We start from the raw sequence: 20467 nt of genomic DNA, 5'->3' as shown, positions 1-20467 counted from the left end.
CGCGTTCCGGGTCACCGCCTGCGATCTGCCGGGGCATGGTGCGCTGGCCGGGCAGCGGTTCACCCTGGAGGAGGCGGTGGAGCGGGTGGGGGCCGCGTTGGCCGAGGCGGAGCGGCCCACCGGCCGGCCCGCGGTGCTGGCGGGGATGTCGCTCGGCGGGTACGTGGCGCTCGCCGCGGCCGTCCGCCACCCGGAGCTGACGGCGGGTCTGCTGCTCAACAACTGCACGGCCCAGCCGCGCGGTGGCGCCGCCCGGTGGTACGGGCGGGCCGGGCGGCTGGTGCGGCGGGCCGGCGAGGAGTGGCCCGCCCGGCTGAACGCCGCGCTGTTCCGCGCCATGCTGCCGGCCGAGAGCTCCGCCGCCGTGCTCTCCGGCGGGTTCTCCATGGCGGGCTTCGCCGACGCGGTCGAGGAGCTGCCGCGCCATGACTTCCTCGCCCTGGCCGGGCGGTGCTCCGTCCCGCTGCTGATCGCCAACAGCCGGGCGGACCGGCTGTTCCGCTCCGACGAGTACCGCTTCCTCGCGGCCGCCCGCGAGGCGGGCTCACCCGCCTCGCTGGTGCACATCGGCGGCTCGCACCTCGCGGCGCTGACCGACCCGGAGACGTTCACCCGGGTACTGCGGGCCGGCTGCGAGCGGCTGACGGGCACAGGGGCCTACTGCTGAGTCCCGCCGGATCAGGGCCCGGTGGCGTGGCGGGGGAGCGGGCCGACAATGGAACGGACGACGGGCCGTCTCCCGGCCCGGTCCGGAGAGGGTGAGCGCGGTGGCGGACGACTCCATGGGTCGGAAGGACTCCACGGGCTCGACAGACTCCATGGGCTCGGCGGGTCCGGCGGGGGGCGCCGGGACTCTTCGGATCGGGAGTACGCGGGGCCGGATGGTGCTGCTGGCGACCGTGCTGGGCTCCACCATGGCGCTGCTGGACTCCACCGTGGTCAATGTGGCGCTGCCGCACATCGGGGACGACCTGGACGCCGACCTCCAGCAGCTCCAGTGGGTGGTGACCGGCTATGTGCTCACCCTGGCCTCGCTGATCCTGGTCGGCGGATCGCTCAGCGACCGCCTCGGCCGGCGGCGGGTGTTCACGGTGGGGATCGTGTGGTTCGCGCTGGCCTCGCTGCTGTGCGGCATCGCGCCCAACGCCCCGCTGCTGATCGGCGCCCGCGCGCTCCAGGGGGTCGGCGGGGCGCTGCTGACACCCGGGTCCCTCGCGCTCATCCAGGCGGTGTTCCACCCCGACGACCGGGCCCGGGCGGTCGGGGTGTGGTCCGGACTGGGCGGGGTCGGCGCGGCCGTGGGGCCGTTCCTCGGCGGCTGGCTGGTGGACGGTCCCGGCTGGCGGTGGGTGTTCCTGCTGAACCTGCCGGTCGCCGCGGTCTGCGTCCCGCTGGCCCGGCGGTACGTTCCGGAGACCCGGGCCGCCGGCGAACCGCCCGGTTCCGATGTGGTGGGCGCGGTGCTCGGGGTGCTGGCCCTCGGCCTGGTCACGTACGCCTTCATCGACACCGACTGGCTGACCGGGGTGCTGGGCGTCCTCGCCGGGGCCGCCTTCGTCCGCGCCGAACGCCGCAGCCGGGCCCCGATGCTGCCGCCCTCGCTCTTCGCCTCCCGCACCTTCACGGTGATCAACGTGGTCACCCTGTTCGTGTACGCGGCGCTCACCGGCTTCTTCTTCGTCATCGCCCTCCAGCTCCAGGTGGTCTCCGGCTACTCGGCGCTCGCCGCGGGCACCGCGATGCTGCCCACCACCGTGCTGATGCTGCTGCTGTCCGGCCGCTCCGGGGCGCTGGGTGCCAGGATCGGCCCCCGGCTGCCGCTGACCGCGGGCTGCCTGCTGGCCGCCGGCGGGGTGCTGCTCCTGCTGCGCGCCGGGCCCGGCGCCTCGTACCTCACCGATGTGCTGCCCGGGATGGCGCTGCTCGGCATGGGCCTGGTCGCCCTGGTCGCCCCGCTGACCGCGACCGTGCTGGCGTACGCGCCCGAGGACCGCTCCGGTATCGCCAGCGGGGTCAACAACGCCATCGCCCGCGCCGCCGGCCTGCTGGCGGTCGCCGCGCTGCCGCTGCTCACCGGGATGGGCCCGGAGGCCTACCGGCAGCCCGCCCGGTTCGACGCTGCCTTCGACCGCGCGGTGGTGTGGTGCGCCGCGGCCTTCGCGGTGGCGGCCGCGCTCTCCTGGCTGCTGCTGAAGGTGCCGTCGGCCCCCGCCCCCGTCCGCCCCGAGTGCCGCACCCACTGCGCCCTCACCGCACCCCCGCTGGACCCGGGGCGGCAGCGGCCGAAGGCGAGGTGAGGGGGATCGGTCAGGATTTCAGTTCGCGGCCGATGAAGGCCTTGAGCGGCCAGAGGGCCAGCCAGCTCCACATCGCGGCCTGCGGGGAGAGGAAGGCGATCGGCACGGCCACGCCGGTCACCGCCACCGTCGCCGCCATGTCCGCCGCCATCCAGCGGCCGGTGTGGTCGGTGACGGGCAGCCGGCGCAGATGCTCGCGCTTCCACACGGAGACCCAGAGCGTCATATGGAGCAGGGCGATCAGGGCGACGGCCGCCGAGTAGAGCGCCACCGCCAGCGACTGGCGGGCGTACTCGGAGAGCAGCGCGGTCGGGAACGGCAGCAGCGCGACGGCCCCCAGCTCGGTCAGCGTCACCCACACCAGCCGGCCGTCCACATGGTGCACATGGGCGAGGATCCGCCGCTGCCCGCGCCAGAAGCCGCCCAGGATGGCGAAGCTCAGCCCGTACGCGAGGAAGTTCGGCCAGGTGTCCGCCAGCGCCTGGTGGAAGGCCCGGTCGTCCAGGTCCGGCGCCACCCGGACATCGAGCACCAGCAGGGTCATCGCGATGGAGAAGATGCCGTCGGAGAGTGCGGTCAGCCGCTCCGGGGTGCCCTGGTGGGCGAGCGGGCCGAGGGCTTGGTCGTCCTCGGTGGTGCCAGGGTCCGGGGTGCTCATGGTCTGCGGGGGCCGCCCTTCCTCCTGCGGATGCCTACGAACGCGTACGGCGATGCGTACGGCACACCGCCCCAGGGTCCCGCCGGTGCCTCGTCCGCCGCGCCGATTAGGCCGTGGGTGGCATGTCCGGGCCGTCCGCGTCCGCGTTGCCGGGCGGTACGGGGGAGGGGAGGTGTACGGGTGGGGGATGACCCTTTCCCAGGAACAGCTCAGCGACCCGTCCGTCCGGGCCTTCGTCGCCGCCGTGAACGCGGGCGACCGCGAGGCCTTCACCGCCCTGCTCGCCCCGGGCGCCACCATGTCCGACGACGGCTCGGAACGGGACCTCGCCGAATGGACCGAGCGGGAGATCTTCTCCTCGGGCGGGCGGATGGACGTGGTGTCGGAGGCGGAGGGCGGCCGACGGCTGGTCGCCGACTACCGCAACGAGACCTACGGCTCCATGCGGACCGCCTGGCGCTTCGAGGTCGGCGGGGACGGGCGGATCACCCGGTTCGAGACCGGGCAGGCCTGACCACCGACAAGGGCGTCAGCCCCGGCCCACGTACGGCATGGCGGTCGCCATCACCGTGATGGACTGGACGTTCGCCTCCAGCGGGAGGGACGCCATATGGGCCACCGTGCGGGCCACGTCGGCGGCGTCCATCACCGGTTCCGGGGCCAGCTCCCCGTTGGCCTGGAGGATGCCCCGCTCCATCCGGCGGGTCATCTCGGTGGCCGCGTTGCCGATGTCGATCTGACCGCAGGCGATCCGGTACGGACGGCCGTCCAGGGAGAGTGACCTGGTCAGACCGGTGACCGCGTGCTTGGTGGCGGTGTAGGCCACCGAGTGCGGGCGGGGCACATGGGCCGAGATCGAGCCGTTGTTGATGATCCGGCCGCCCTGCGGCGACTGCTCCTTCATCGTCCGGAACGCCGCCTGGGCGCAGAGGAACGCGCCGGTCAGGTTGACGTCCACCACGGAGCGCCAGACCTCGGGGGGGAGGTCCTCCACCGGCGTACCGCCGCCGGCGAAACTGCCCGCGTTGTTGAAGAGCAGGTCCACCCGGCCCCAGCGGCCGGTCACCGCCGCGAAGAGCGCCGCCACCGCCTCGGCCGAGGTCACATCGGTCGGTACGACCAGGGCCTCGGCCCCCTCGGCCCCCTTCAGGGCGGCCGCGGTCTCCGCCAGCGGTTCGGCGCGGCGCCCGGCCAGCGCCAGCGACCAGCCGTCCTCGGCCAGGGCCAGCGCCACGCTGCGGCCGATGCCCGAACCGGCCCCTGTCACCACGGCGACCCGCCGCTCCCCGGCCGCCCCGGCCACGGTCTGCTCGCTTGCGTCCATGGGGCCGCAGCGTACGGCAGTGTCCGTCCCTTGGGATCGGTGCGCTCGTCATGCGGACGCCGGCGTCTCCCTCTCCGCTTGAGCTTTCAACAAACGGGGGTGAGCTGAGAGCATGGGGCCCGCCCCGTCAGGTGGCAGGTGGCAGGAACGCAGGAGGAGAGACGTCATGCCGGACCGTGTCCCGGGACCGCAGACCCCTGGGCAGGCCGCGCCCCCGCCCGTCCGCGAACCGGAAGCCGGGGAGGCCGTGCTGGTGCCGGACACCGGGAAGGCGGTCCCGCCGGCACCCCGTACCCCGCAGGACGCGGTCAACGGCCCGACGGCCGGCACCCTCGATCGCGCCGGTGCCGTGCAGGCGCGGGTCGGGCTGCTGGTGACGCTGATCCTGGGCGGGCTCACCGCCCTGCCGCCGCTCTCCATGGACCTGTACCTGCCCGCCCTGCCGCAGGTCACCGACGCGCTGTCCGCGCCCGCGGCCACCGTGCAGCTCACTCTCACCGCCTGCCTGGCCGGTATGGCGGCGGGCCAGCTGGTGGTGGGGCCGATGAGCGACAAGTGGGGCCGCCGCCGTCCGCTGCTGGCCGGGATGCTGGTCTATGTGGCCGCCACCGCGGTCTGCGCCTTCGCCCCCTCCGCCGAACTGCTCATCGCCTTCCGGCTGCTCCAGGGCCTGGCCGGGGCGGCCGGGATCGTGATAGCCCGGGCGGTGGTCCGCGACCTCTACGACGGCGTGGAGATGGCCCGCTTCTTCTCCACCCTGATGCTCATCTCCGGGGCCGCCCCGATCGTCGCCCCGCTCATCGGCGGCCAGATCCTCCGCCTCACCGACTGGCGCGGGGTCTTCCTGGTGCTCACCGGCGTCGGGGTGCTGCTCACCCTGGTGGTGTGGAAGTGGCTGGGCGAGACCCTGCCGGCCGAGCGGCGCCACTCCGGCGGGGTCGGCGCGGCGCTGCGCACCATGCGCGGACTGCTCGCCGACCGGGTGTTCGCCGGCTACATGCTGACCGGCGGGTTCGCCTTCGCCGCCCTCTTCGCGTACATCTCCGCCTCGCCGTTCGTGATGCAGGAGATCTACGGGGCCTCCCCGCAGACCTTCAGCCTGCTGTTCGGGCTCAACTCGGTCGGGCTGGTGCTGCTCGGCCAGGTCAATGGCAAGCTTCTGGTCGGCCGGGTCAGCCTGGACAAGGTGCTCGGCATCGGGCTCGCCGTGATCACCGCGGCCGCGCTCTTCCTGCTGCTGGCCACCGCCGGGGTCTTCGGTGAGCTGGGGCTCTTCCCGGTGGCCGCCGGGCTGTTCGTGCTGATGTCGGCGATGGGGCTGGCCCTGCCCAACACCAACGCCCAGGCGCTGATGCGCACCCCGCACGCGGCCGGCTCCGCCTCGGCGCTGCTGGGCACCTCCTCCTTCCTGGTCGGCGCCGTCGCCTCGCCGCTGGTCGGTATCGCGGGCGAGGCGACGGCGGTGCCGATGGCCGTGGTCCAGCTGGTCTGCGGGGCGGGCGCGCTCCTCTGCTTCCTGGGGCTGTGCCGCCCCTGGCGCGCCCCGGCCGACAAGGCCGCCGCCGCCCCCGCGTAACCGCCGGCCGGGGGTCCCCGGCGCAGGCCGGAAGACCCCGCCGCCGATCGGGGGCATGCCCGGCGCCGGTCCGGAACGCCCCGGAGCCGCCGTCCCGGGGCCTGGCTTCGGTACGTGGGTGGGGGCGCGCGGCACCGATCCGGTGGGCCCTGGCGCCAATCCGGGGGGGCGTCAACGGTCCAGGGGTCCCGGCGTCGATCCGGAGGTGCTCGGCGCCCGCCCCCCGGGTCCCCTGCGCCCGCCCCGGCGACCACCGGCGCCCGTCCCCGGGGTCCCCGGCGCCCGGTCCCGAAGGGCCTCGCGGGCCGCCTAGGATGGGTCGGTGAACGCCTCCCCCTCCGCCTCGGACGCCCTGCGCGCCGCCCTCGCCGGGCTGCTCGACGGGCTGCCGCCGACCCGCGCCGCGCAGGCCGTCGACCGGCTGATCGCCAGCTACCGGGGCACCACGCCCACCGACGCCCCGGTGCTCCGGGACCGCTCGGACGTCGTCGCCTACGCCGCCTACCGGATGCCCGCCACCTTCGAGGCGGTACGGGAGGCTCTGGGCGCGCTCCGGGACGCGGCGCCCGACTGGGTGCCGGCCACCCACACCGACGTCGGCGGCGGCACCGGCGCCGCCACCTGGGCGGTCGCCGACCTCTGGGAGGACCAGGCCCCCCGTACCGCCGTGCTGGACTGGGCCGAGCCCGCGCTCGCCCTGGGCCGCGAGCTGGCCGCCGCCTCCGGCATCCCCGGGCTGCGCGCCGCGGACTGGCGGCGGGCGCGGATCGGCGCGGCGCTCACCCTGGACCCGGCGGACCTGGTGACCGTCTCGTACGTGCTCAAGGAGCTGACCCCGGCCGACCGGACCGCCCTGGTCGCCGAGGCGGCCCGGGCCGCCCGCGCGGTGGTGGTCGTGGAGCCGGGCACCCCCGACGGCTACGAGCGGATCATCGCCGCCCGCGACCAGCTGATCGGCGCCGGGTTCACGGTCGCCGCGCCCTGCCCGCACAGCGCCGCCTGCCCGATCGTGCCGGGCAGCGACTGGTGCCACTTCGCCGCCCGGGTCAGCCGCTCCTCGCTGCACCGCCGAGTCAAGGGCGGTTCGCTGGCGTACGAGGACGAGAAGTACGCGTATATCGCCGCCGTACGCCTTGCGGTGGCCCCGGAGTCCCCGGTGGCCCCGGCCCCCGCCCGGGTGGTGCGGCGGCCGCAGATCCGCAAGGGGCAGGTGCTGCTGGAGCTGTGCACGGCGGACGAGGGCCTGGCCCGGCGGACGGTGACCAAGCGGCACGGCGACGACTACAAGGCGGCCCGGGACGCCGACTGGGGCGACCCCTGGCCGCCCGCGCCCTGAGCGAAGTCCTCGGGGCGCGGGCGGCGTCCGTCAGGGGGTGGCGGGGGCCGGGCGCAGCTCCTGGGTGCAGCACTTCACGCTGCCGCCGCCCTTGAGCAGCTCGCTCAGATCGATGCCGATCGGCTCGTACCCCCGGTCCCGCAGCGGGTCGAAGAGCCCCACCGCCGCCTGCGGCAGCAGGACATGGCGTCCGTCGCTCACCGCGTTCATGCCGAGCGCCAGCGCGTCCTTCTCGGTGGCGATCAGCGCGCCCGGGAAGAGCCGGGCGAGCACATCCCGGCTGCCCGGGGAGAAGGCGCCGGGGTAGTACATGACCTCGTCCGCCGCCTCGTCCAGCACGCACAGCGCGGTGTCCAGGTGGTAGAAGCGGGGGTCGATCAGGTCCAGGCCGATCACCGGGCGGCCGAAGAACTCCTGCGCCTCGGGGTGCGACAGCGGGCTGGAGCGGAAGCCGCGCCCGGCCAGCAGATAGGTGGAGGTGACCGCGAAGTCGCCCTCGCCCTCGTTGACGTGGTCGGGTTCGCGGACGTCGGTGAAGCCGTGCGCGCGGAACCAGTCGCGGTGCAGCGCCGCCTCGCCGGTGCGCTCCGGGAAGGCGAACCGGGCGCCGAGGACCCGGCCGTCGACCACGGTGGCGCCGTTGGCGGCGTACACCATGTCGGGCAGGGTGGCGTCGGGCTCCAGCAGTTCGACGGTGTGGCCGAGGGAGAGGTAACGGTCGCGCAGGTCCTCCCACTGGGTGAGGGCGAGCGGCAGGTCGACCGGTTTCGCCGGGTCCATCCAGGGGTTGATGGAGTAGGTCACCCTGAAGTGCGCGGGTGGGCACATCAGGTAGCGGCGGGGTGAGGCGTCACGGTGCACGAAGGGCTCCTCACGGACGGGCGGGTCGCGCGGTGTCTCCGCGCTCCCACATGATCCGACGAGCGGAGCCCTTCGGGCAGGGGGTCGTACGGGTGACTTCGCCGACTCACCGCACCGTGCGTCCCGGCTCTCCCTGACCTCCCTGGGGTCCCCGGCCTCCCTCCCGTCCCTCCCGCAAGCTGCGCAGCAGCTGCCTGCGCTGGGCCATCGGGTCGGCGCCCCGCCCGGCCGCACCGCCACCGCCGCCGCCGCGCAGCTCGGCGCGGGAGAGCTTCCGGCGGGTGCCGCCGACGCCGGGCATGTTCGCCGTTCCACCACGGGTCATGACTGAACTCCTCCGGTTCTGGGGCCGGTTCCTCCGGGCCCCTCGGGTTCCGATGTCCACCAGAGTGCGCGAGACGCTGCGTCTTGTCAAGAGACGAGACGTCTCGCCTAGGTCTTCTTGTAGAGTAGCTCCATGGCAGAGAGCAGCAGAGCGGGGCGCGTGACGGACACGGATACCGGCGACGGGAGGGCCGCACCGGCCACAGGGGTGGCGGACAAGGGCAGGGCGCCGGACGCCACCCGGCGCAGCGAGCGGTCCCGGCGGGCCATCTACGACGCCGCGCTCGCCCTGGTCGCCGAGATCGGCTACCCGAAGACCACCATCGAGGGCATCGCCGCCCGCGCGGGCGTGGGCAAGCAGACCATCTACCGCTGGTGGCCCTCCAAGGCGGACGTCCTGCTGGAGGCCTTCATGGACCTCGCCCGCCAGGCCAACGAGGCGATGGGCGCCGAGGCCGACAGCGAGATCCCCGACACCGGCGACCTGGAGGCGGACCTCAAGCTGGTGCTGCGGGCCACCGTGGACGAGCTCAACGACCCGGTGTTCGAGGCGCCGTACCGCGCCCTGACCGCCGAGGGCATGGTCAACCCGGAGATCGCCGCCCGCTTCGTCGGGCAGCTGCTGGAGCCGCAGCTCCAGTTGTACGTGCGGCGGCTGGACGCCGCCCGCGCGGCCGGGCAGGTCCGGCCCGAGGTCGATCCGCGGATCGCGCTGGAGCTGTTCACCGCCCCGCTCACCGTGCGCTGGCTGCTGCGCACCCAGCCGCTGGGCCATGACTACGCCGACCGGCTGGTGGAGTACGCGCTGGGCGGCATCGCCCCGCGCTGAACCGCCGGTTCGGCGGCCGGTTCGGCGGCCGCTGAACGGCCGGTCACCCGGCCCGCTCCCCGTGCGCTCCGGGTGCGCCCCCGGGCCCGTACCCCCGGGAACGGATGCGCGGGACCGCGTGGACCTGCTCACTCCGGGGCTGGTGGGACGGGGGGTGAATCACCGCATAATCCGGCAATCGACCCGCCCGCGCGGGGGTGTGCGCCCGTCCGCCGCGGCCCCGCGCGAGAACTCCGGTCACTCCACGCACCGGATGGTGGGACCATGGCAGAGACCATTAAGGCTTCGCAGGGGTGTGAGGGGATAGATGGGCGACGGTACTGGCCGCTACCGCGGCACGGAGGGCAAACTCGCGCAGTGGCTGCGCCGGCGTCCCAAGCGGACCGAGGCCGAGGGCCCCAGCCGCGAGGATCTGCTCCTGGCCGTCGCCGCCGCGGGAATGCCGCTCGCCCCCGCCGCCCACCCCGTCGGATACCGCTGCTCCTGTGAGCGCATCGGCTGTCCCACCCCCGCCCGCCATCCGCTCTCGTTCGCCTGGCAGACCCAGTCGACCACCGACCGGGCGCAGCTCCTGCGCTGGGCGGAGAGCCATCCGCAGGCCAACTTCATCACCGCGACCGGCATGGTCCACGACGTCCTGGACGTTCCGTTGGAGGCCGGTCGCGCCGCGTTGGAGCGGCTGCTCGCGGACGGGGTGGAGGTCGGCCCGGTCGCCGAGTCGGGGGACGGCCGGATGCTGTTCTTCACCGCCACCCGCGGCACCCCGGAGGACGAGGACGAGTGGTGGCCCTGCGAGCTGGACTGCCACCCGGAGACCATGGACGAGCATCCGGGGCTGCGCTGGCACTGCCGGGGCTCCTATGTCCTCGTACCGCCCGCCCGGCTCCCCGGTGAGCTGGGCGTCGGCTGGCTGCGGGGGACCGAGCACCCGCTGCCCGACCCGCTGACCCTGCTGGAGACGCTCACCGACGCCTGCGCCCGGCACGCGGACCAGCTGGGCGAGCACGATCAGGAACACCACTCGGTGGCCTGGCCGCTGAGCCGCTGAGCCCTTGGTCCGCGCCTACGAGCCCTTGGCCGAGGTCACGCCCTGGAGGCGGCTCACCACCGCCACCTGGTCCTTCCCCGCCCCGGCGGGCTTCACCAGCGCGGCCTGGCTGGAGGCCCACTCCCGGGTGAGGGTGGAACGCACCTCGCCGGTCAGCAACGCCTGGACGTCCGGGCTGACCTTCGGCCGGTAGCCCTTGGCCGCGGTCTGCCGGTCGTAGAAGCGGGTGGCGAAGAAGACCAGCGCGCCGCCGTCCTCGGTGAGCAGCCCCAGCGGGGCGTACGCGCCGGTGTCCCAGGGCCGGTCCACGTACTGGGTGGTCATCCCCGGCCGCCGGGCCGACTCGGCGCGGCGCGCCCGCCACTCGGAGGTCTGCGGCCCGGGCGCGAAGGACTCCGGCCGCCCGGAGTGCAGATAGTCCGCGTAGGCCCGGCTCAGATCGCGCGGGGCCACGGCCAGCGCGGCGGTGTCGGGCGCGGCGGGCTCGGCGAGGCCGTCCCGGTCGAACCGGAAGCGGGGTACGCCGTCCTCCTCCAGGATCGCCAGATACGCCACCTCCCACAGCTGGTCGCCGCCGCCCTTGACGAAGACCAGCAGCCAGCGGGTGTCGTCGGCGCCGCCGTCGGTGTCCCGGTTGGAGTCGGTGTCGGCGACGAACCAGCGCGGCCAGCCCGCCTTCTTCGGTATCACATAGCGGGCGTCGGTCAGCTCCAGCGGCCGGTGCTCCGGGTTGCCGCCGGGGCTGCTCGCGCCCCGGGCCTTCAGCCCGGCCTGGTTGATCGCGGCGAACACCCCGGTCACCCGGCCCGCGTTGCGCCCCGGGTCGTATGCCTTGTCGGCCGCGTTGTAGGCGTCGGTGAAGTCCTTCAGGGCCTTCGCCGCCTCGGCCCGGGAGGCCCCCGGCAGCACCTCGCGCTCGCCGTGCACCGTCACGCACCCGCTCGCCGTCAGCGCCAGCACCACCGCCGCCGCGCACCCGGCGAGTCCCCTCGCCGCCCGCCCCGCCCCGCTCATCGGCCGCCTTCACGCTCCTCGACCCGCCACCCCGCCTGACCGTGCGAACCCTACCGGGGCCGAGGACGGGCCGCGGGCCCCGGGCGGGGGGCCTTGGGGCGGCTATCGGCGAGGCAGCGCCGCCACCTCGGCCGCACCCGAAGCCGCCGGGACCGTCGGGGCCGCACCAGGCACGTCCGGAGCCGCCTCGGCCTTCCGCATGGCCGCCATCCCCCGTACCGGTACGACCAGGGGCGCCCCGCCCGCCGGATGCGGGAGGACCTCCACCGGCTGGCGGTACACCTCGCTCAGGAGCTCGTCCCGCAGGACCTCGGCCGGGGGGCCGTCCGCCGCGACCCGGCCCTGGGCGAGCACCGCGACCCGGTCGGCGTAGGCCGCGGCCAGGCCCAGGTCGTGCAGCACCACCACCACGGCGTCCCCGGCGGCCGCGCGTTCGCGGCAGAGCCGCAGCACCAGCTCCTGGTGGCGCAGGTCCAGCGCCGCCGTGGGCTCGTCCAGGAGGAGCAGCGGCGCCCGCTGGGCCAGCACCCGGGCCAGCGCCACCCGGGCCCGCTCCCCGCCGGAGAGCGCCGAGAACGGGCGGTCGGCCATCGCGGACACCTCGGTCGCGGCCAGCGCGGCGGCCACCTCGGCGTCGTCCCGCTCCTCCCGCTCCGTACCCGCCCACGGGGCGCGGCCCATCCGGACCACCTCGGCCACCGGGAACGGGAACGCCAGCGAGGCGGACTGCGGCAGCACCGCCCGGCGCAGCGCCAACTCCGGGGCGCTCCACGCCCCGACCGGGCGGTCGGCGATCCGCACCTCGCCGCCCGTGCGGCCGGCGTCCCCGGCGAGCGCCGCCAACAGGGTCGACTTCCCGGCCCCGTTGGGGCCCACCAGGGCCAGCACCTCCCCGGCGCGTACGGTCACATCCACGCCCGCCAGCACCTCCCGGCCGCCGAGCCGGACCCGTACCCCGCGCGCCTCGGCGAGCACCGCGCCCGGGGCGGCCGGGGCCGGTACCGACCGCCGCCGGGTCCTCGGGGCGGGGAACGGGACCGCCCGTACCAGCCTCGCCGTCCAGGCCCGCAGCCTGCACTCCGCCCGGGTCACACCCATCACGCACTCCGCCCTCATGCCCAGCCTCCCTGCCGGCGCCGGGTGCGGCGCAGCAGCCAGAAGAAGAACGGGGAGCCGATCAGCGCGGTCAGCACCCCGAGCGGCAGTTCCGCCGGGATCGCGACGGTACGCGCCGCCAGATCCCCGGCGACCAGCACCAGCGCCCCGCCGAGCGCGCTGCCCGGCACCAGGAACCGGTGGCCGGGGCCGGCCGCCATCCGCAGCAGATGCGGGACCAGCAGCCCCACGAAGGTGATGATCCCGGCGACCGCCACCGCGGAGGCGGTCAGCAGCGCCACCACCAGGATCAGCGCCATCCGCAGCCGCTCCACCTCCACGCCCAGGTGGCGGGCCGGGCGTTCGCCGAGCGCCAGCAGATCCAGCCGGCGCGCGTACAGCGGCGCGGCCAGCAGCCCGGCCAGCGCGCACGGCAGCACCGCCAGCACCTTCGGCCAGGTCGCCTGGGACAGCGAACCGAGCTGCCAGAAGGCGATCTGGGTGATCTGGGCGTTGTCCGCGAAGAAGATGAACAGCCCGATCAGGGCCCCCGCGAAGGCGTTGACCGCGATTCCGGTGAGGATCAGCGTCACCACCTCGGTGCGCCCGCCGTCCCGGGACATCGCGTACACCAGCAGCACCGTGGCCAGCCCGGCGGCGAACGCGCAGACGGTGACGGTCCAGTTGCCCGCGAAGGACAGCCCGAGCGCGATCGCCCCGACCGCTCCGACGGCCGCGCCCGCCGAGATCCCGATGACCCCCGGCTCGGCCAGCGGGTTGCCGAACACCCCCTGCATCAGGGTGCCCGCGCAGCCCAGCGAGGCCCCGACCAGGACCGCCAGCACCACCCGGGGCAGCCGGATGTCGAAGAGCACGCTCTCGGCGGTGCGTTCCAGCCCGTGCCCGCCCAGCCCGACCCGGTGCCGGACGGCGGCGAGCACGTCGCCCAGCGGGATGTCGTACGCCCCGAGCCCGGCCGACAGCAGCGCCAGCGCCACCAGGGCGACCGCCATCCCCACCGTCAGCACCCAGGCCGCCCGTCCGCGCGCGGAACTCCGAGGCGGGCGGACGTCCTTGACGGAGAAGTCCGCTCCGACCGCCTTGGCTTCCGGGGCCCGTGTGCCGGCGGCCGTCATACGCCGCCTCCGTACGCCTGGTCCACCAGCGAGCCGATCACCTGTGCACCGTCCTGTCGTCATGGGTCGTACCCGGGGCCTGCGGATCCCCGGCTGAACCCGGAGCTGACACAGTTTAGGTTAGCCTTACCTGAGTTGCCAGCCCGGGTTCCGGTCACCCTCGGGGCCCGCTCAGCCCTCCCCGCGGCCGTGTTTGAATGCCGCGATGACCACCGCACCGCAGCCCGCCCCGCCACCCCTACCGCCCCATGACGTGCTGGCCGTCTTCTGCGGCGGCGACGGCCGCCACGGCAATCTGCTGGGCGTGGTCCGGGACGGCCGCGTCTGCCGGGGCGAGGAGGCGCGGCGGGCGGTCGCCGCCCGACTGGGCTTCAGCGAGACGGTGTTCGTGGACGACCCCGAGCGCGGCATCGTGGACATCCACACCCCCACCGTCCGGCTGCCGTTCGCCGGGCACCCGCTGGTCGGCGCGGCCTGGCTGCTGGACCTGGAGGTCGTCAACCCGCCCGCGGGGGAGGTGTGGGTGCGCCACGACGGGGAGTTCACCTGGATCGAGGCCCGCGCCGAGTGGGCGCCGCCGCGCACCCTCCGCCGGTACGCCTCCGTGGAGGAGGTGGAGGGGTTGGACGTCCCGCCGCCCGGTGAGTGGCTGTATGCCTGGGCGTGGTCGGACGAGGCGGCGGGGCGGGTGCGGGCCCGGGCGTTCCCCGGGCGCGGCGACGGCATCGAGGAGGACGAGGCGACCGGGGCGGCGGCACTGCTGCTCACCGCGCGGCTCGGCCGGGCCCTGAACATCACCCAGGGCCGGGGGTCGCAGCTGCTCACCGCCCCCGGCCCGGACGGCCTGATCGAGCTCGGCGGCCGGGTCCGCCCACTCTCCCAGCCGGACATCAGGCGCTGACCCGGCCCCCCCTCATGGCACATCAGGCGCTGCCCCCCCCTCATGGGGGCATCAGGCGCTGAGCGGGAACTCCCGGCCCAGCTCGCGGAAGACCGCGCCGTTGTGGTCGAAGGCGCGCTTGCACTCGTCGATGATCCGCTGCTTCTCCAGGTCGTCCGCGGCGACCCGGTCCAGCAGCTCGCGGTAGTCCCGCTTGAACGCCGCCGGGTTGCCGATCTCCTCGAAGACGTAGAACCGCACCCCGTCGCCCTTGCGGGCGAAGCCCCAGGCCCGCTCGGCCCGGTCGCGGATGATCTGGCCGCCGGAGAGGTCGCCCAGGTAGCGGGTGTAGTGGTGCGCCACATACCCGCCCGGCCACTCCCGGGCGCACTCCGCGACCCGGGCCGCGTACGCCTCGGTGGCGGGCAGCGGCACCAGGCCCGCGCGCCACTCCGGGCCGCGCAGATGGGCGAGGTCGCGCTCCAGGGCCGCGGTGCGCATCAGCTCGGGCCGGATGAACGGCCCGGCGACCGGGTCCTCGCGCAGCGCCTCGGCGGCGCCCTCCAGGGCCCGGTAGACGAACCAGAGCTGCTCGGTGTAGCGGGCGTAGGCCGCCACCCCGAGCCGGCCGCCGAGCAGGTCGCCCATGAAGCTGGAGTTCTCGGCCTCGGTGTGCTGGGCGTGCGAGGCGGTGCGGATCAGCGTGGAGAACGGGGTCGCGGTGGTGGCGCTTGCGTCCAAGGCGGGCCTCCGGGGGCCTGGAAAGGCGGGCGTGGCAGCGGCGGACAGCCGTCGCCGCCGCACCGATCCTCCTACTTAGGCTTACCTAAGTCAACTGCTTTCCGACGAGCTGTCGGGAAAGCAGTACCCCTCGCGGATGCCGGGCAACCGGGCTCACGGCAGCGTGAGGATGTCCGCCCCGTCCTCCGTCACCACCAGGGTGTGCTCGAACTGCGCGGTGCGCTTGCGGTCCTTGGTGACCACCGTCCAGCCGTCCTCCCACATGTCGTACTCATGGGTGCCCAGGGTCAGCATCGGCTCGATGGTGAAGGTCATCCCCGGCTGCATCACCGTGGTGTGGTGCGGGGAGTCGTAGTGCGGGATGATCAGCCCGGAGTGGAACGAGGAGTTGATCCCGTGCCCGGTGAAGTCGCGGACCACCCCGTACCCGAACCGCTTGGCGTAGGACTCGATGACCCGGCCGATGATGTTGACCTGCCGGCCCGGGCGGACCGCCTTGATCGCCCGGTTCAGCGCCTCCCGGGTGCGCTCCACCAGCAGCCGCGACTCCTCGTCCACCTCGCCGCAGAGGTAGGTGGCGTTGTTGTCGCCGTGCACCCCGCCGATGTACGCGGTCACGTCCAGGTTCACGATGTCGCCGTCGCGCAGCACCGTGGAGTCCGGGATCCCGTGGCAGATGACCTCGTTCACCGAGGTGCACAGCGACTTGGGGAAGCCCCGGTAGCCCAGCGTGGACGGGTAGGCGCCGTGGTCGCACATGTAATCGTGGGCCACCCGGTCCAGCTCGTCGGTGGTGGTGCCGGGCGCGATGTGCTTCGCCGCCTCCTCCATCGCCCGGGCCGCGATACGGCCCGCGGCCCGCATCCGCTCCACGGTCTCGGCGTCCTGCACCTCGGACCCGGTGTACGGGGTCGGGGCGGGCTTGCCCACGTACGCGGGGCGGCGGATGGCGCCGGGTACGGAGCGGGCGGGGGAGAGCGTCCCCGGGGCGAGAAGCGACTGGCCAGACATGCCGCGAGTCTAACCAGGGCCGTGCGGGGCACCATGGCCCCGAGGACCGCGGAGGACCCCGGCGGACCCGAAAGGGCCGCCCGGCCCTCGGAGCGAAGGAGCGCCTGATGGCCCTGTTCAAGAAGCGGACGGCCGGCAAGCCCGGTGAGTGGTACTACTGCCTGAAGCACGGAATCGTGGAGGAGGGCCCGCAGTGCCGGGCCGCGGACCGCTTCGGCCCGTACACCACCCGCCAGGAGGCCGAGCACGCCATGGAGACCGCCCGCGAGCGGAACCTGGAGTGGGAGAACGACCCCCGCTGGCACGACAAGTCCGGCGGAGCCACCGGGGACGCCTCCGGCGACCGCGACAGCGCCTGAGCGAAGGCCGCGAGGGGCCTCCGGCCCTGATGCCAGGCCGTGCTGAGCCTCCGGACCCGGGGTCAGGCCGCGAGGGGCCTCCGGACCTGGTGCCAGGCCACGCGGAGCCTCTGGACCCGGTGTCAGGCCGCGCGGAGCCCCCGGACCTGGTGATGCCCGGCCGCGCCGAGCCTCTGGACCCGGTATCCGGCCGCGTGGGGCCCCTCATCCCGGTGTCCGGGGCCGGTGTCCGGGGCCGGGGTCGCCGGTCCCGCCTTCGCCTGGTGGGCCCGGCGGCGCGGGCTGCGGGCGGTGGAGGCCGCCGCCGGGCCCCGGGACGGCGGGCAGAGCGTGGACCCGCGCGGCGCCGACCGGACCGTGATCGCCCGGATGGGTCTGGAGGACGCGGTACGCCGGGAGGGCACCGGCGAGCGCGGTGTGCTCTTCCGCCATACGGGCCGCCACGACACCCCGCTGCCCGCCCTCGCCGCCCGGCTGGTCTCCCCGCCCGCCGACGCCATCACCCTGCCCGACTACCCGGAGCCCTGACGGCCCGCCGGGCCTCCGTCACCCGGCCTCCGCGGGCCGGGGAGCCGCCGGATCCGCCGCAGCCGTCCCGTCCCCGCCACTGATCACCGTATGGGCGGCGCGGCGGCGCTGGGCGTCCTCGTCGGTCTGGGCGTCATAGGTCAGCAGCTTGGGCAGGGCGGCCGCCAGCAGGCCGACCGAGGCCACACAGGCCAGACCGCCGGTCCAGAACGCCGGACGGGTGCCGGTCCAGCCGGCCATCGCGCCCGCGCGAACCTGGCCCAGCTGCGGGCCGACGCTGTACGACAGCACCTCGATGCCCGCCAGTCGGCCGCGCAGCCCCTCCGGGATGGTCTGGTTCCAGATGGTCGAGCGGCCCAGCCCGCTCAGCATGTCTCCGGCGCCCGCGAGCCCCAGGCAGACCAGCACCACCCACACGTTCGAGAACCAGCCCGCCGCCGCGATGGCCAGCCCCCAGCCCGCCGCCCCGAACACCACCAGCAGCCCGTGCCGCCGCACCCGGGAGACCCAGCCGCTGGTCAGGCTCACCAGCACCGAGCCCACCGAGCCCGCCGCGTACATCAGCCCCAGCGACCAGTCCGCGTCCAGCTCGTCGGCGAGGAACGGGAAGATCGTGTTGGGGAAGGCGAAGAACATCGCCGCCAGATCCACCGCGTAGGTGCCCAGCAGCACCGGCCGCGACCAGGCGTACCGCGCCCCTTCCGCGATGCCCCGCAGCGAGGGCTTGTCCGCGCCCTTCGCGGGCGGCGCCGGACTGAGGCGTACGCACATCAGCACCGACACCACGAAGCAGACCACCGTGGTCCCGTACGCCGGGGCGTTGCCCGCGTAGGCCACCACCAGGCCCGCCACCGCCGGTCCGGCGATCGCCCCGACCTGCCAGCGCAGCGCGTTCAGCGCGGCCGCCGCGGGCAGCTGGTCGTGCGGCACGATCCGGGCCAGCAGCGAGTCCAGCGCGGGCCGCTGGAGCCCGGCCAGCGCCGCCACCACCGCCGCGACCACATACAGCGGCCACAGCAACGGATCCGGCAGCAGCGCGTTGACCAGCAGGACGACCGCCGACAACCCCAGTCCGGCCTCGGTCAGCAGAATGACCTTGCGCCGGTCCACCGCGTCCGCCAGCGCCCCGCCGTACAGCCCGAAGACCACCAGGGGCACCAGCTCGACCGCGCCCATCGCGCCCACCGCGAGCGGCGAACCGGTCAGGTCCTTGATCTGGAGCGGCAGCGCGACCAGCGCCATGAAGCTGCCGAAGTTGGTGATCAGCCCCTGCATCCACAGCAGCCGGAAGTCACGGGAGGAACGCCAGGGCGAGAGGTCGGGGAGGACTGCGGAGAGCTTCGAGGTCACGAGGGACCATCCTCCGTTGGCACAGGTGCTCCGGGCAACCTCTTTGCCGCCCGAAGTGAGGTAGACCTTACTTCGGGCGGTCACCCGGCCCGGCCGCACCACCTCACCGTCCCGTGGACGCGACTCCGGCCCGCACCGCGCCCCGCAGCGGGCTGGCTCTAGTGTCGAGCCCATGACTGACAACAACACGGACCAGCCGAAGGACCCGCACGACCTCCCCGACGTCTCCGGCCTGGTGGTCGGCGTCCTCGGCGGCACCGGCGACCAGGGCCGCGGCCTCGCCTACCGGTTCGCCCGCGCCGGGCAGAAGGTGGTCATCGGCTCCCGCTCCGCCGAGCGCGCCCGGGCCGCCGCCGAGGAGCTGGGCCATGGCGTCGAGGGCGCCGAGAACGCGGAGTGCGCCCGCCGCAGCGACGTGGTGATCATCGCCGTACCGTGGGACGGCCACGGCCCCACCCTCACCGCCCTGCGCGAGGAGCTCGCCGGCAAGCTGGTGGTGGACTGCGTCAACCCGCTCGGCTTCGACAAGAAGGGCGCCTACGCCCTCGTCCCCGAGGAGGGCAGCGCCGCCGAACAGGCCGCCGCGCTGCTGCCCGACTCCCGGGTCACCGCCGCCTTCCACCACCTCTCGGCGGTGCTCCTCCAGGACCCCTCGGTCGAGCGGATCGACACCGACGTGATGGTCCTCGGCGAGAAGCGCGCCGACACCGACACCGTCCAGGCGCTCGCCGGGCTGATCCCCGGCATGCGCGGCGTCTTCGCCGGCCGGCTGCGCAACGCCCACCAGGTGGAGTCCCTGGTCGCCAACCTGATCTCGGTCAACCGCCGCTACAAGGCCCACGCCGGGCTGCGCGTCACCGACGTCTGAGCCCTCCTCGGGAGAGAGGCGGGGCGGGGGGCGTGGGACCGGCCCGGCACCCGGACCCCGGGGGGAGAGAGGCGGGGCCCGGCACCCGGACCTCGGGAGAGAGGCGGGGTGCGGGGCCCGGCACCCGGCCCCGCACCCGGGACACCCCGGCCGTACGGGACACTGGACGGGCACACACCCCGTACGCCGTCAGGAGCCACCCCCCATGCCCCGCCTCGCCCTCTACGCCCTCGCCGCCTGCGTCCTCGCCGTCGCGGCGGCCGTGGTCTCCTTCGTCCAGGGCGCCTGGATCGGCGGCATCGTCTGGGTGCTGCTGGTCGGGGTCACCTCCAACATGGCCTGGTACTACCACCGCCGCGGCAGGGCCGGCCGCCGCGCCGCGTAGCCGCCGTCAGCGGTCGACCGACCAGCCGACCGCAGCCCCCGTCAGCGGTCGACCAGCTGCCCGCAGATGTCGCCGGTCTGCCAGAAGCGGTACAGGTCCTGCCCGCAGTACGTCTCCACCCGGTGGACGCCGAGCGCGTCCAGGATGGCGTCGATCATCCCGAAGAACGCCTGGTTCACCTCGGGGATGAAGAGGAAGACGAACACCGCGAGCAGCCCGAACGGGGCGAACGGCTCGATCTGGCGGCGGATGCGGTGCGACAGCCACGGCTCGACCACCCCGTAGCCGTCCAGCCCCGGCACCGGCAGGAAGTTGAGAATCGCCGCCGTCACCTGGAGCAGCGCGAGGAACGCCAGCGCGAAGCGGAAGCCGACCGGCACCCCGTCCAGCGCGCCCAGCCAGAACGGCGCCGTGCAGACCACCGCGAACAGCACATTGGTCAGCGGACCGGCCGCCGAGATCAGGCTGTGCTTCCAGCGCCCCTGGATGCGGTGTCGCTCGATGAACACCGCCCCGCCGGGCAGGCCGATACCGCCCAGGATCACGAACACCACCGGCAGCACCACGCTGAGCAGGGCGTGGGTGTACTTCAAGGGGTTGAGCGTCAGATAGCCCTTCGCCCCGATGGTCAGGTCGCCGCCGTGCAGCGCGGTCCGCGCGTGCGCGTACTCGTGCAGGCAGAGCGAGACGATCCACCCGGAGGTGACGAAGAGGAACACCGCGAGGCCCAGGTTCGCGGAGAACTCCGTCCACACCGCCCACCCGGTGACCGCCATGACGGCGGCGATGCCGAGGAAGACGGGACTGACCCTCCGGTCGCTGTGGCGGGAGGCGGCGGTGGTCATGG

At 74.6% G+C, this 20467-nt stretch carries 23 protein-coding genes; 12 read left to right on the top strand and 11 right to left on the bottom strand.

Annotated features, from left to right (window positions below; translation table 11 throughout):
* The coding region (locus ABZ945_RS07650) for an alpha/beta hydrolase (RefSeq protein ID WP_361265502.1) at positions 1 to 667 on the top strand (667 nt) is incomplete at its 5' end.
* 151 nt (positions 668 to 818) lie between these two features.
* The gene (locus ABZ945_RS07645) at positions 819 to 2297 is read left to right on the top strand and encodes an MFS transporter (RefSeq protein WP_361265995.1); all 1479 of its coding nucleotides are present in this window, start codon (positions 819 to 821) and stop codon (positions 2295 to 2297) included.
* 10 nt (positions 2298 to 2307) lie between these two features.
* Here ABZ945_RS07645 and ABZ945_RS07640 read toward each other — a convergent pair whose 3' ends face one another.
* Complete coding sequence (locus ABZ945_RS07640) at positions 2308 to 2955, bottom strand: TMEM175 family protein (protein ID WP_361265499.1); 648 nt, start codon at positions 2953 to 2955, stop codon at positions 2308 to 2310.
* Positions 2956 to 3142: 187 nt separating this feature from the next.
* Between ABZ945_RS07640 and ABZ945_RS07635 the strand changes: the two genes are divergently transcribed.
* Positions 3143 to 3469, top strand: a complete 327-nt coding sequence (locus tag ABZ945_RS07635; protein WP_361265496.1) for a nuclear transport factor 2 family protein — start codon at positions 3143 to 3145, stop codon at positions 3467 to 3469.
* A gap of 15 nt (positions 3470 to 3484) precedes the next feature.
* On the opposite strand, the gene ABZ945_RS07630 is transcribed toward ABZ945_RS07635, so the two are convergent.
* Complete coding sequence (locus ABZ945_RS07630; RefSeq protein WP_361265492.1) at positions 3485 to 4279, bottom strand: SDR family oxidoreductase; 795 nt, start codon at positions 4277 to 4279, stop codon at positions 3485 to 3487.
* Positions 4280 to 4445: 166 nt separating this feature from the next.
* Between ABZ945_RS07630 and ABZ945_RS07625 the strand changes: the two genes are divergently transcribed.
* The gene (locus ABZ945_RS07625) at positions 4446 to 5855 is read left to right on the top strand and encodes a multidrug effflux MFS transporter (RefSeq protein WP_361265489.1); all 1410 of its coding nucleotides are present in this window, start codon (positions 4446 to 4448) and stop codon (positions 5853 to 5855) included.
* A gap of 322 nt (positions 5856 to 6177) precedes the next feature.
* Complete coding sequence (locus ABZ945_RS07620; protein ID WP_361265486.1) at positions 6178 to 7191, top strand: small ribosomal subunit Rsm22 family protein; 1014 nt, start codon at positions 6178 to 6180, stop codon at positions 7189 to 7191.
* Positions 7192 to 7221: 30 nt separating this feature from the next.
* Here the strand turns inward: ABZ945_RS07620 and ddaH are convergent, their stop codons facing one another.
* Together ddaH and ABZ945_RS07610 are read right to left on the bottom strand one after the other, a co-directional pair.
* Positions 7222 to 8052, bottom strand: coding sequence for a dimethylargininase (gene ddaH, locus ABZ945_RS07615; RefSeq protein WP_361265483.1), 831 nt, complete (start codon positions 8050 to 8052; stop codon positions 7222 to 7224).
* A gap of 106 nt (positions 8053 to 8158) precedes the next feature.
* Positions 8159 to 8377, bottom strand: coding sequence for a DUF6243 family protein (locus ABZ945_RS07610; protein ID WP_361265478.1), 219 nt, complete (start codon positions 8375 to 8377; stop codon positions 8159 to 8161).
* A 207-nt stretch (positions 8378 to 8584) separates the two neighbouring features.
* On the opposite strand from ABZ945_RS07610, the gene ABZ945_RS07605 reads away from it, so the two are divergent.
* Complete coding sequence (locus ABZ945_RS07605; protein ID WP_361265992.1) at positions 8585 to 9205, top strand: TetR/AcrR family transcriptional regulator; 621 nt, start codon at positions 8585 to 8587, stop codon at positions 9203 to 9205.
* A 307-nt stretch (positions 9206 to 9512) separates the two neighbouring features.
* Entirely contained in the window at positions 9513 to 10253 is a 741-nt protein-coding gene (locus ABZ945_RS07600; RefSeq protein ID WP_361265476.1) for a bifunctional DNA primase/polymerase, read from the top strand.
* A gap of 15 nt (positions 10254 to 10268) precedes the next feature.
* On the opposite strand, the gene ABZ945_RS07595 is transcribed toward ABZ945_RS07600, so the two are convergent.
* The 3 genes from ABZ945_RS07595 to ABZ945_RS07585 all read right to left on the bottom strand — a co-directional run bounded on the left by ABZ945_RS07595 (position 10269) and on the right by ABZ945_RS07585 (position 13498).
* Positions 10269 to 11267, bottom strand: a complete 999-nt coding sequence (locus ABZ945_RS07595; protein WP_361265473.1) for a hypothetical protein — start codon at positions 11265 to 11267, stop codon at positions 10269 to 10271.
* A 102-nt stretch (positions 11268 to 11369) separates the two neighbouring features.
* The gene (locus tag ABZ945_RS07590; RefSeq protein WP_361265470.1) at positions 11370 to 12383 is read right to left on the bottom strand and encodes a heme ABC transporter ATP-binding protein; all 1014 of its coding nucleotides are present in this window, start codon (positions 12381 to 12383) and stop codon (positions 11370 to 11372) included.
* Positions 12380 to 13498, bottom strand: coding sequence for an iron ABC transporter permease (locus ABZ945_RS07585; RefSeq protein ID WP_361265467.1), 1119 nt, complete (start codon positions 13496 to 13498; stop codon positions 12380 to 12382). Before ABZ945_RS07585 ends, ABZ945_RS07590 begins: the two co-directional genes overlap by 4 nt.
* A 205-nt stretch (positions 13499 to 13703) precedes the next feature.
* Here ABZ945_RS07585 and ABZ945_RS07580 point away from each other — a divergent pair, with 205 nt between their 5' ends.
* The gene (locus ABZ945_RS07580; RefSeq protein WP_361265464.1) at positions 13704 to 14399 is read left to right on the top strand and encodes a PhzF family phenazine biosynthesis protein; all 696 of its coding nucleotides are present in this window, start codon (positions 13704 to 13706) and stop codon (positions 14397 to 14399) included.
* A gap of 51 nt (positions 14400 to 14450) precedes the next feature.
* Here the strand turns inward: ABZ945_RS07580 and ABZ945_RS07575 are convergent, their stop codons facing one another.
* On the bottom strand, positions 14451 to 15119 hold the full coding sequence (locus ABZ945_RS07575) for a biliverdin-producing heme oxygenase (protein ID WP_361265462.1): 669 nt from the start codon (positions 15117 to 15119) through the stop codon (positions 14451 to 14453).
* 153 nt (positions 15120 to 15272) lie between these two features.
* Complete coding sequence (gene map / locus ABZ945_RS07570; RefSeq protein WP_361265459.1) at positions 15273 to 16130, bottom strand: type I methionyl aminopeptidase; 858 nt, start codon at positions 16128 to 16130, stop codon at positions 15273 to 15275.
* A gap of 107 nt (positions 16131 to 16237) precedes the next feature.
* Between map and ABZ945_RS07565 the strand changes: the two genes are divergently transcribed.
* The gene (locus tag ABZ945_RS07565) at positions 16238 to 16489 is read left to right on the top strand and encodes a hypothetical protein (RefSeq protein WP_361265456.1); all 252 of its coding nucleotides are present in this window, start codon (positions 16238 to 16240) and stop codon (positions 16487 to 16489) included.
* A gap of 225 nt (positions 16490 to 16714) precedes the next feature.
* Complete coding sequence (locus ABZ945_RS07560; protein ID WP_361265453.1) at positions 16715 to 17017, top strand: hypothetical protein; 303 nt, start codon at positions 16715 to 16717, stop codon at positions 17015 to 17017.
* Positions 17018 to 17035: 18 nt separating this feature from the next.
* Here ABZ945_RS07560 and ABZ945_RS07555 read toward each other — a convergent pair whose 3' ends face one another.
* Complete coding sequence (locus ABZ945_RS07555; RefSeq protein WP_361265451.1) at positions 17036 to 18367, bottom strand: MFS transporter; 1332 nt, start codon at positions 18365 to 18367, stop codon at positions 17036 to 17038.
* 172 nt (positions 18368 to 18539) lie between these two features.
* Here ABZ945_RS07555 and npdG point away from each other — a divergent pair, with 172 nt between their 5' ends.
* Both npdG and ABZ945_RS07545 read left to right on the top strand, forming a co-directional pair.
* Entirely contained in the window at positions 18540 to 19235 is a 696-nt protein-coding gene (gene npdG / locus ABZ945_RS07550) for an NADPH-dependent F420 reductase (RefSeq protein WP_361265448.1), read from the top strand.
* Positions 19236 to 19440: 205 nt separating this feature from the next.
* A complete protein-coding gene (locus ABZ945_RS07545) occupies positions 19441 to 19620 on the top strand; it encodes a hypothetical protein (protein ID WP_361265446.1) in 180 nt (59 codons plus the stop codon).
* Positions 19621 to 19661: 41 nt separating this feature from the next.
* On the opposite strand, the gene ABZ945_RS07540 is transcribed toward ABZ945_RS07545, so the two are convergent.
* Positions 19662 to 20465: a site-2 protease family protein gene (locus tag ABZ945_RS07540; protein ID WP_361265443.1), complete on the bottom strand. Its 804-nt coding sequence runs from the start codon at positions 20463 to 20465 to the stop codon at positions 19662 to 19664.
* Positions 20466 to 20467 lie beyond the last annotated feature (2 nt).

Origin of the sequence: Streptomyces sp. NPDC046887, assembly GCF_040644755.1 — a bacterium.
GTDB lineage: Bacteria > Actinomycetota > Actinomycetes > Streptomycetales > Streptomycetaceae > Streptomyces > Streptomyces lichenis.
The sequence above is the reverse complement of the archived record's forward strand: the minus strand, read 5'-3'. Positions and strand labels throughout refer to the sequence as shown.

Coding starts and splice junctions, on each gene's coding strand:
- ABZ945_RS07630 (WP_361265492.1), bottom strand. CDS start 4,279: ATGGACGCAAGCGAGCAGACCGTGGCCGGGGCGGCCGGGGAGCGGCGG.
- ABZ945_RS07580 (WP_361265464.1), top strand. CDS start 13,704: ATGACCACCGCACCGCAGCCCGCCCCGCCACCCCTACCGCCCCATGAC.
- npdG (WP_361265448.1), top strand. CDS start 18,540: ATGACTGACAACAACACGGACCAGCCGAAGGACCCGCACGACCTCCCC.
- ABZ945_RS07635 (WP_361265496.1), top strand. CDS start 3,143: ATGACCCTTTCCCAGGAACAGCTCAGCGACCCGTCCGTCCGGGCCTTC.
- ABZ945_RS07540 (WP_361265443.1), bottom strand. CDS start 20,465: ATGACCACCGCCGCCTCCCGCCACAGCGACCGGAGGGTCAGTCCCGTC.
- ABZ945_RS07585 (WP_361265467.1), bottom strand. CDS start 13,498: ATGACGGCCGCCGGCACACGGGCCCCGGAAGCCAAGGCGGTCGGAGCG.
- ABZ945_RS07600 (WP_361265476.1), top strand. CDS start 9,513: ATGGGCGACGGTACTGGCCGCTACCGCGGCACGGAGGGCAAACTCGCG.
- ABZ945_RS07645 (WP_361265995.1), top strand. CDS start 819: ATGGGCTCGGCGGGTCCGGCGGGGGGCGCCGGGACTCTTCGGATCGGG.
- ABZ945_RS07590 (WP_361265470.1), bottom strand. CDS start 12,383: ATGAGGGCGGAGTGCGTGATGGGTGTGACCCGGGCGGAGTGCAGGCTG.
- ABZ945_RS07565 (WP_361265456.1), top strand. CDS start 16,238: ATGGCCCTGTTCAAGAAGCGGACGGCCGGCAAGCCCGGTGAGTGGTAC.
- ABZ945_RS07595 (WP_361265473.1), bottom strand. CDS start 11,267: ATGAGCGGGGCGGGGCGGGCGGCGAGGGGACTCGCCGGGTGCGCGGCG.
- ABZ945_RS07640 (WP_361265499.1), bottom strand. CDS start 2,955: ATGAGCACCCCGGACCCTGGCACCACCGAGGACGACCAAGCCCTCGGC.
- ABZ945_RS07625 (WP_361265489.1), top strand. CDS start 4,446: ATGCCGGACCGTGTCCCGGGACCGCAGACCCCTGGGCAGGCCGCGCCC.
- ABZ945_RS07610 (WP_361265478.1), bottom strand. CDS start 8,377: ATGACCCGTGGTGGAACGGCGAACATGCCCGGCGTCGGCGGCACCCGC.
- ABZ945_RS07545 (WP_361265446.1), top strand. CDS start 19,441: ATGCCCCGCCTCGCCCTCTACGCCCTCGCCGCCTGCGTCCTCGCCGTC.
- map (WP_361265459.1), bottom strand. CDS start 16,130: ATGTCTGGCCAGTCGCTTCTCGCCCCGGGGACGCTCTCCCCCGCCCGC.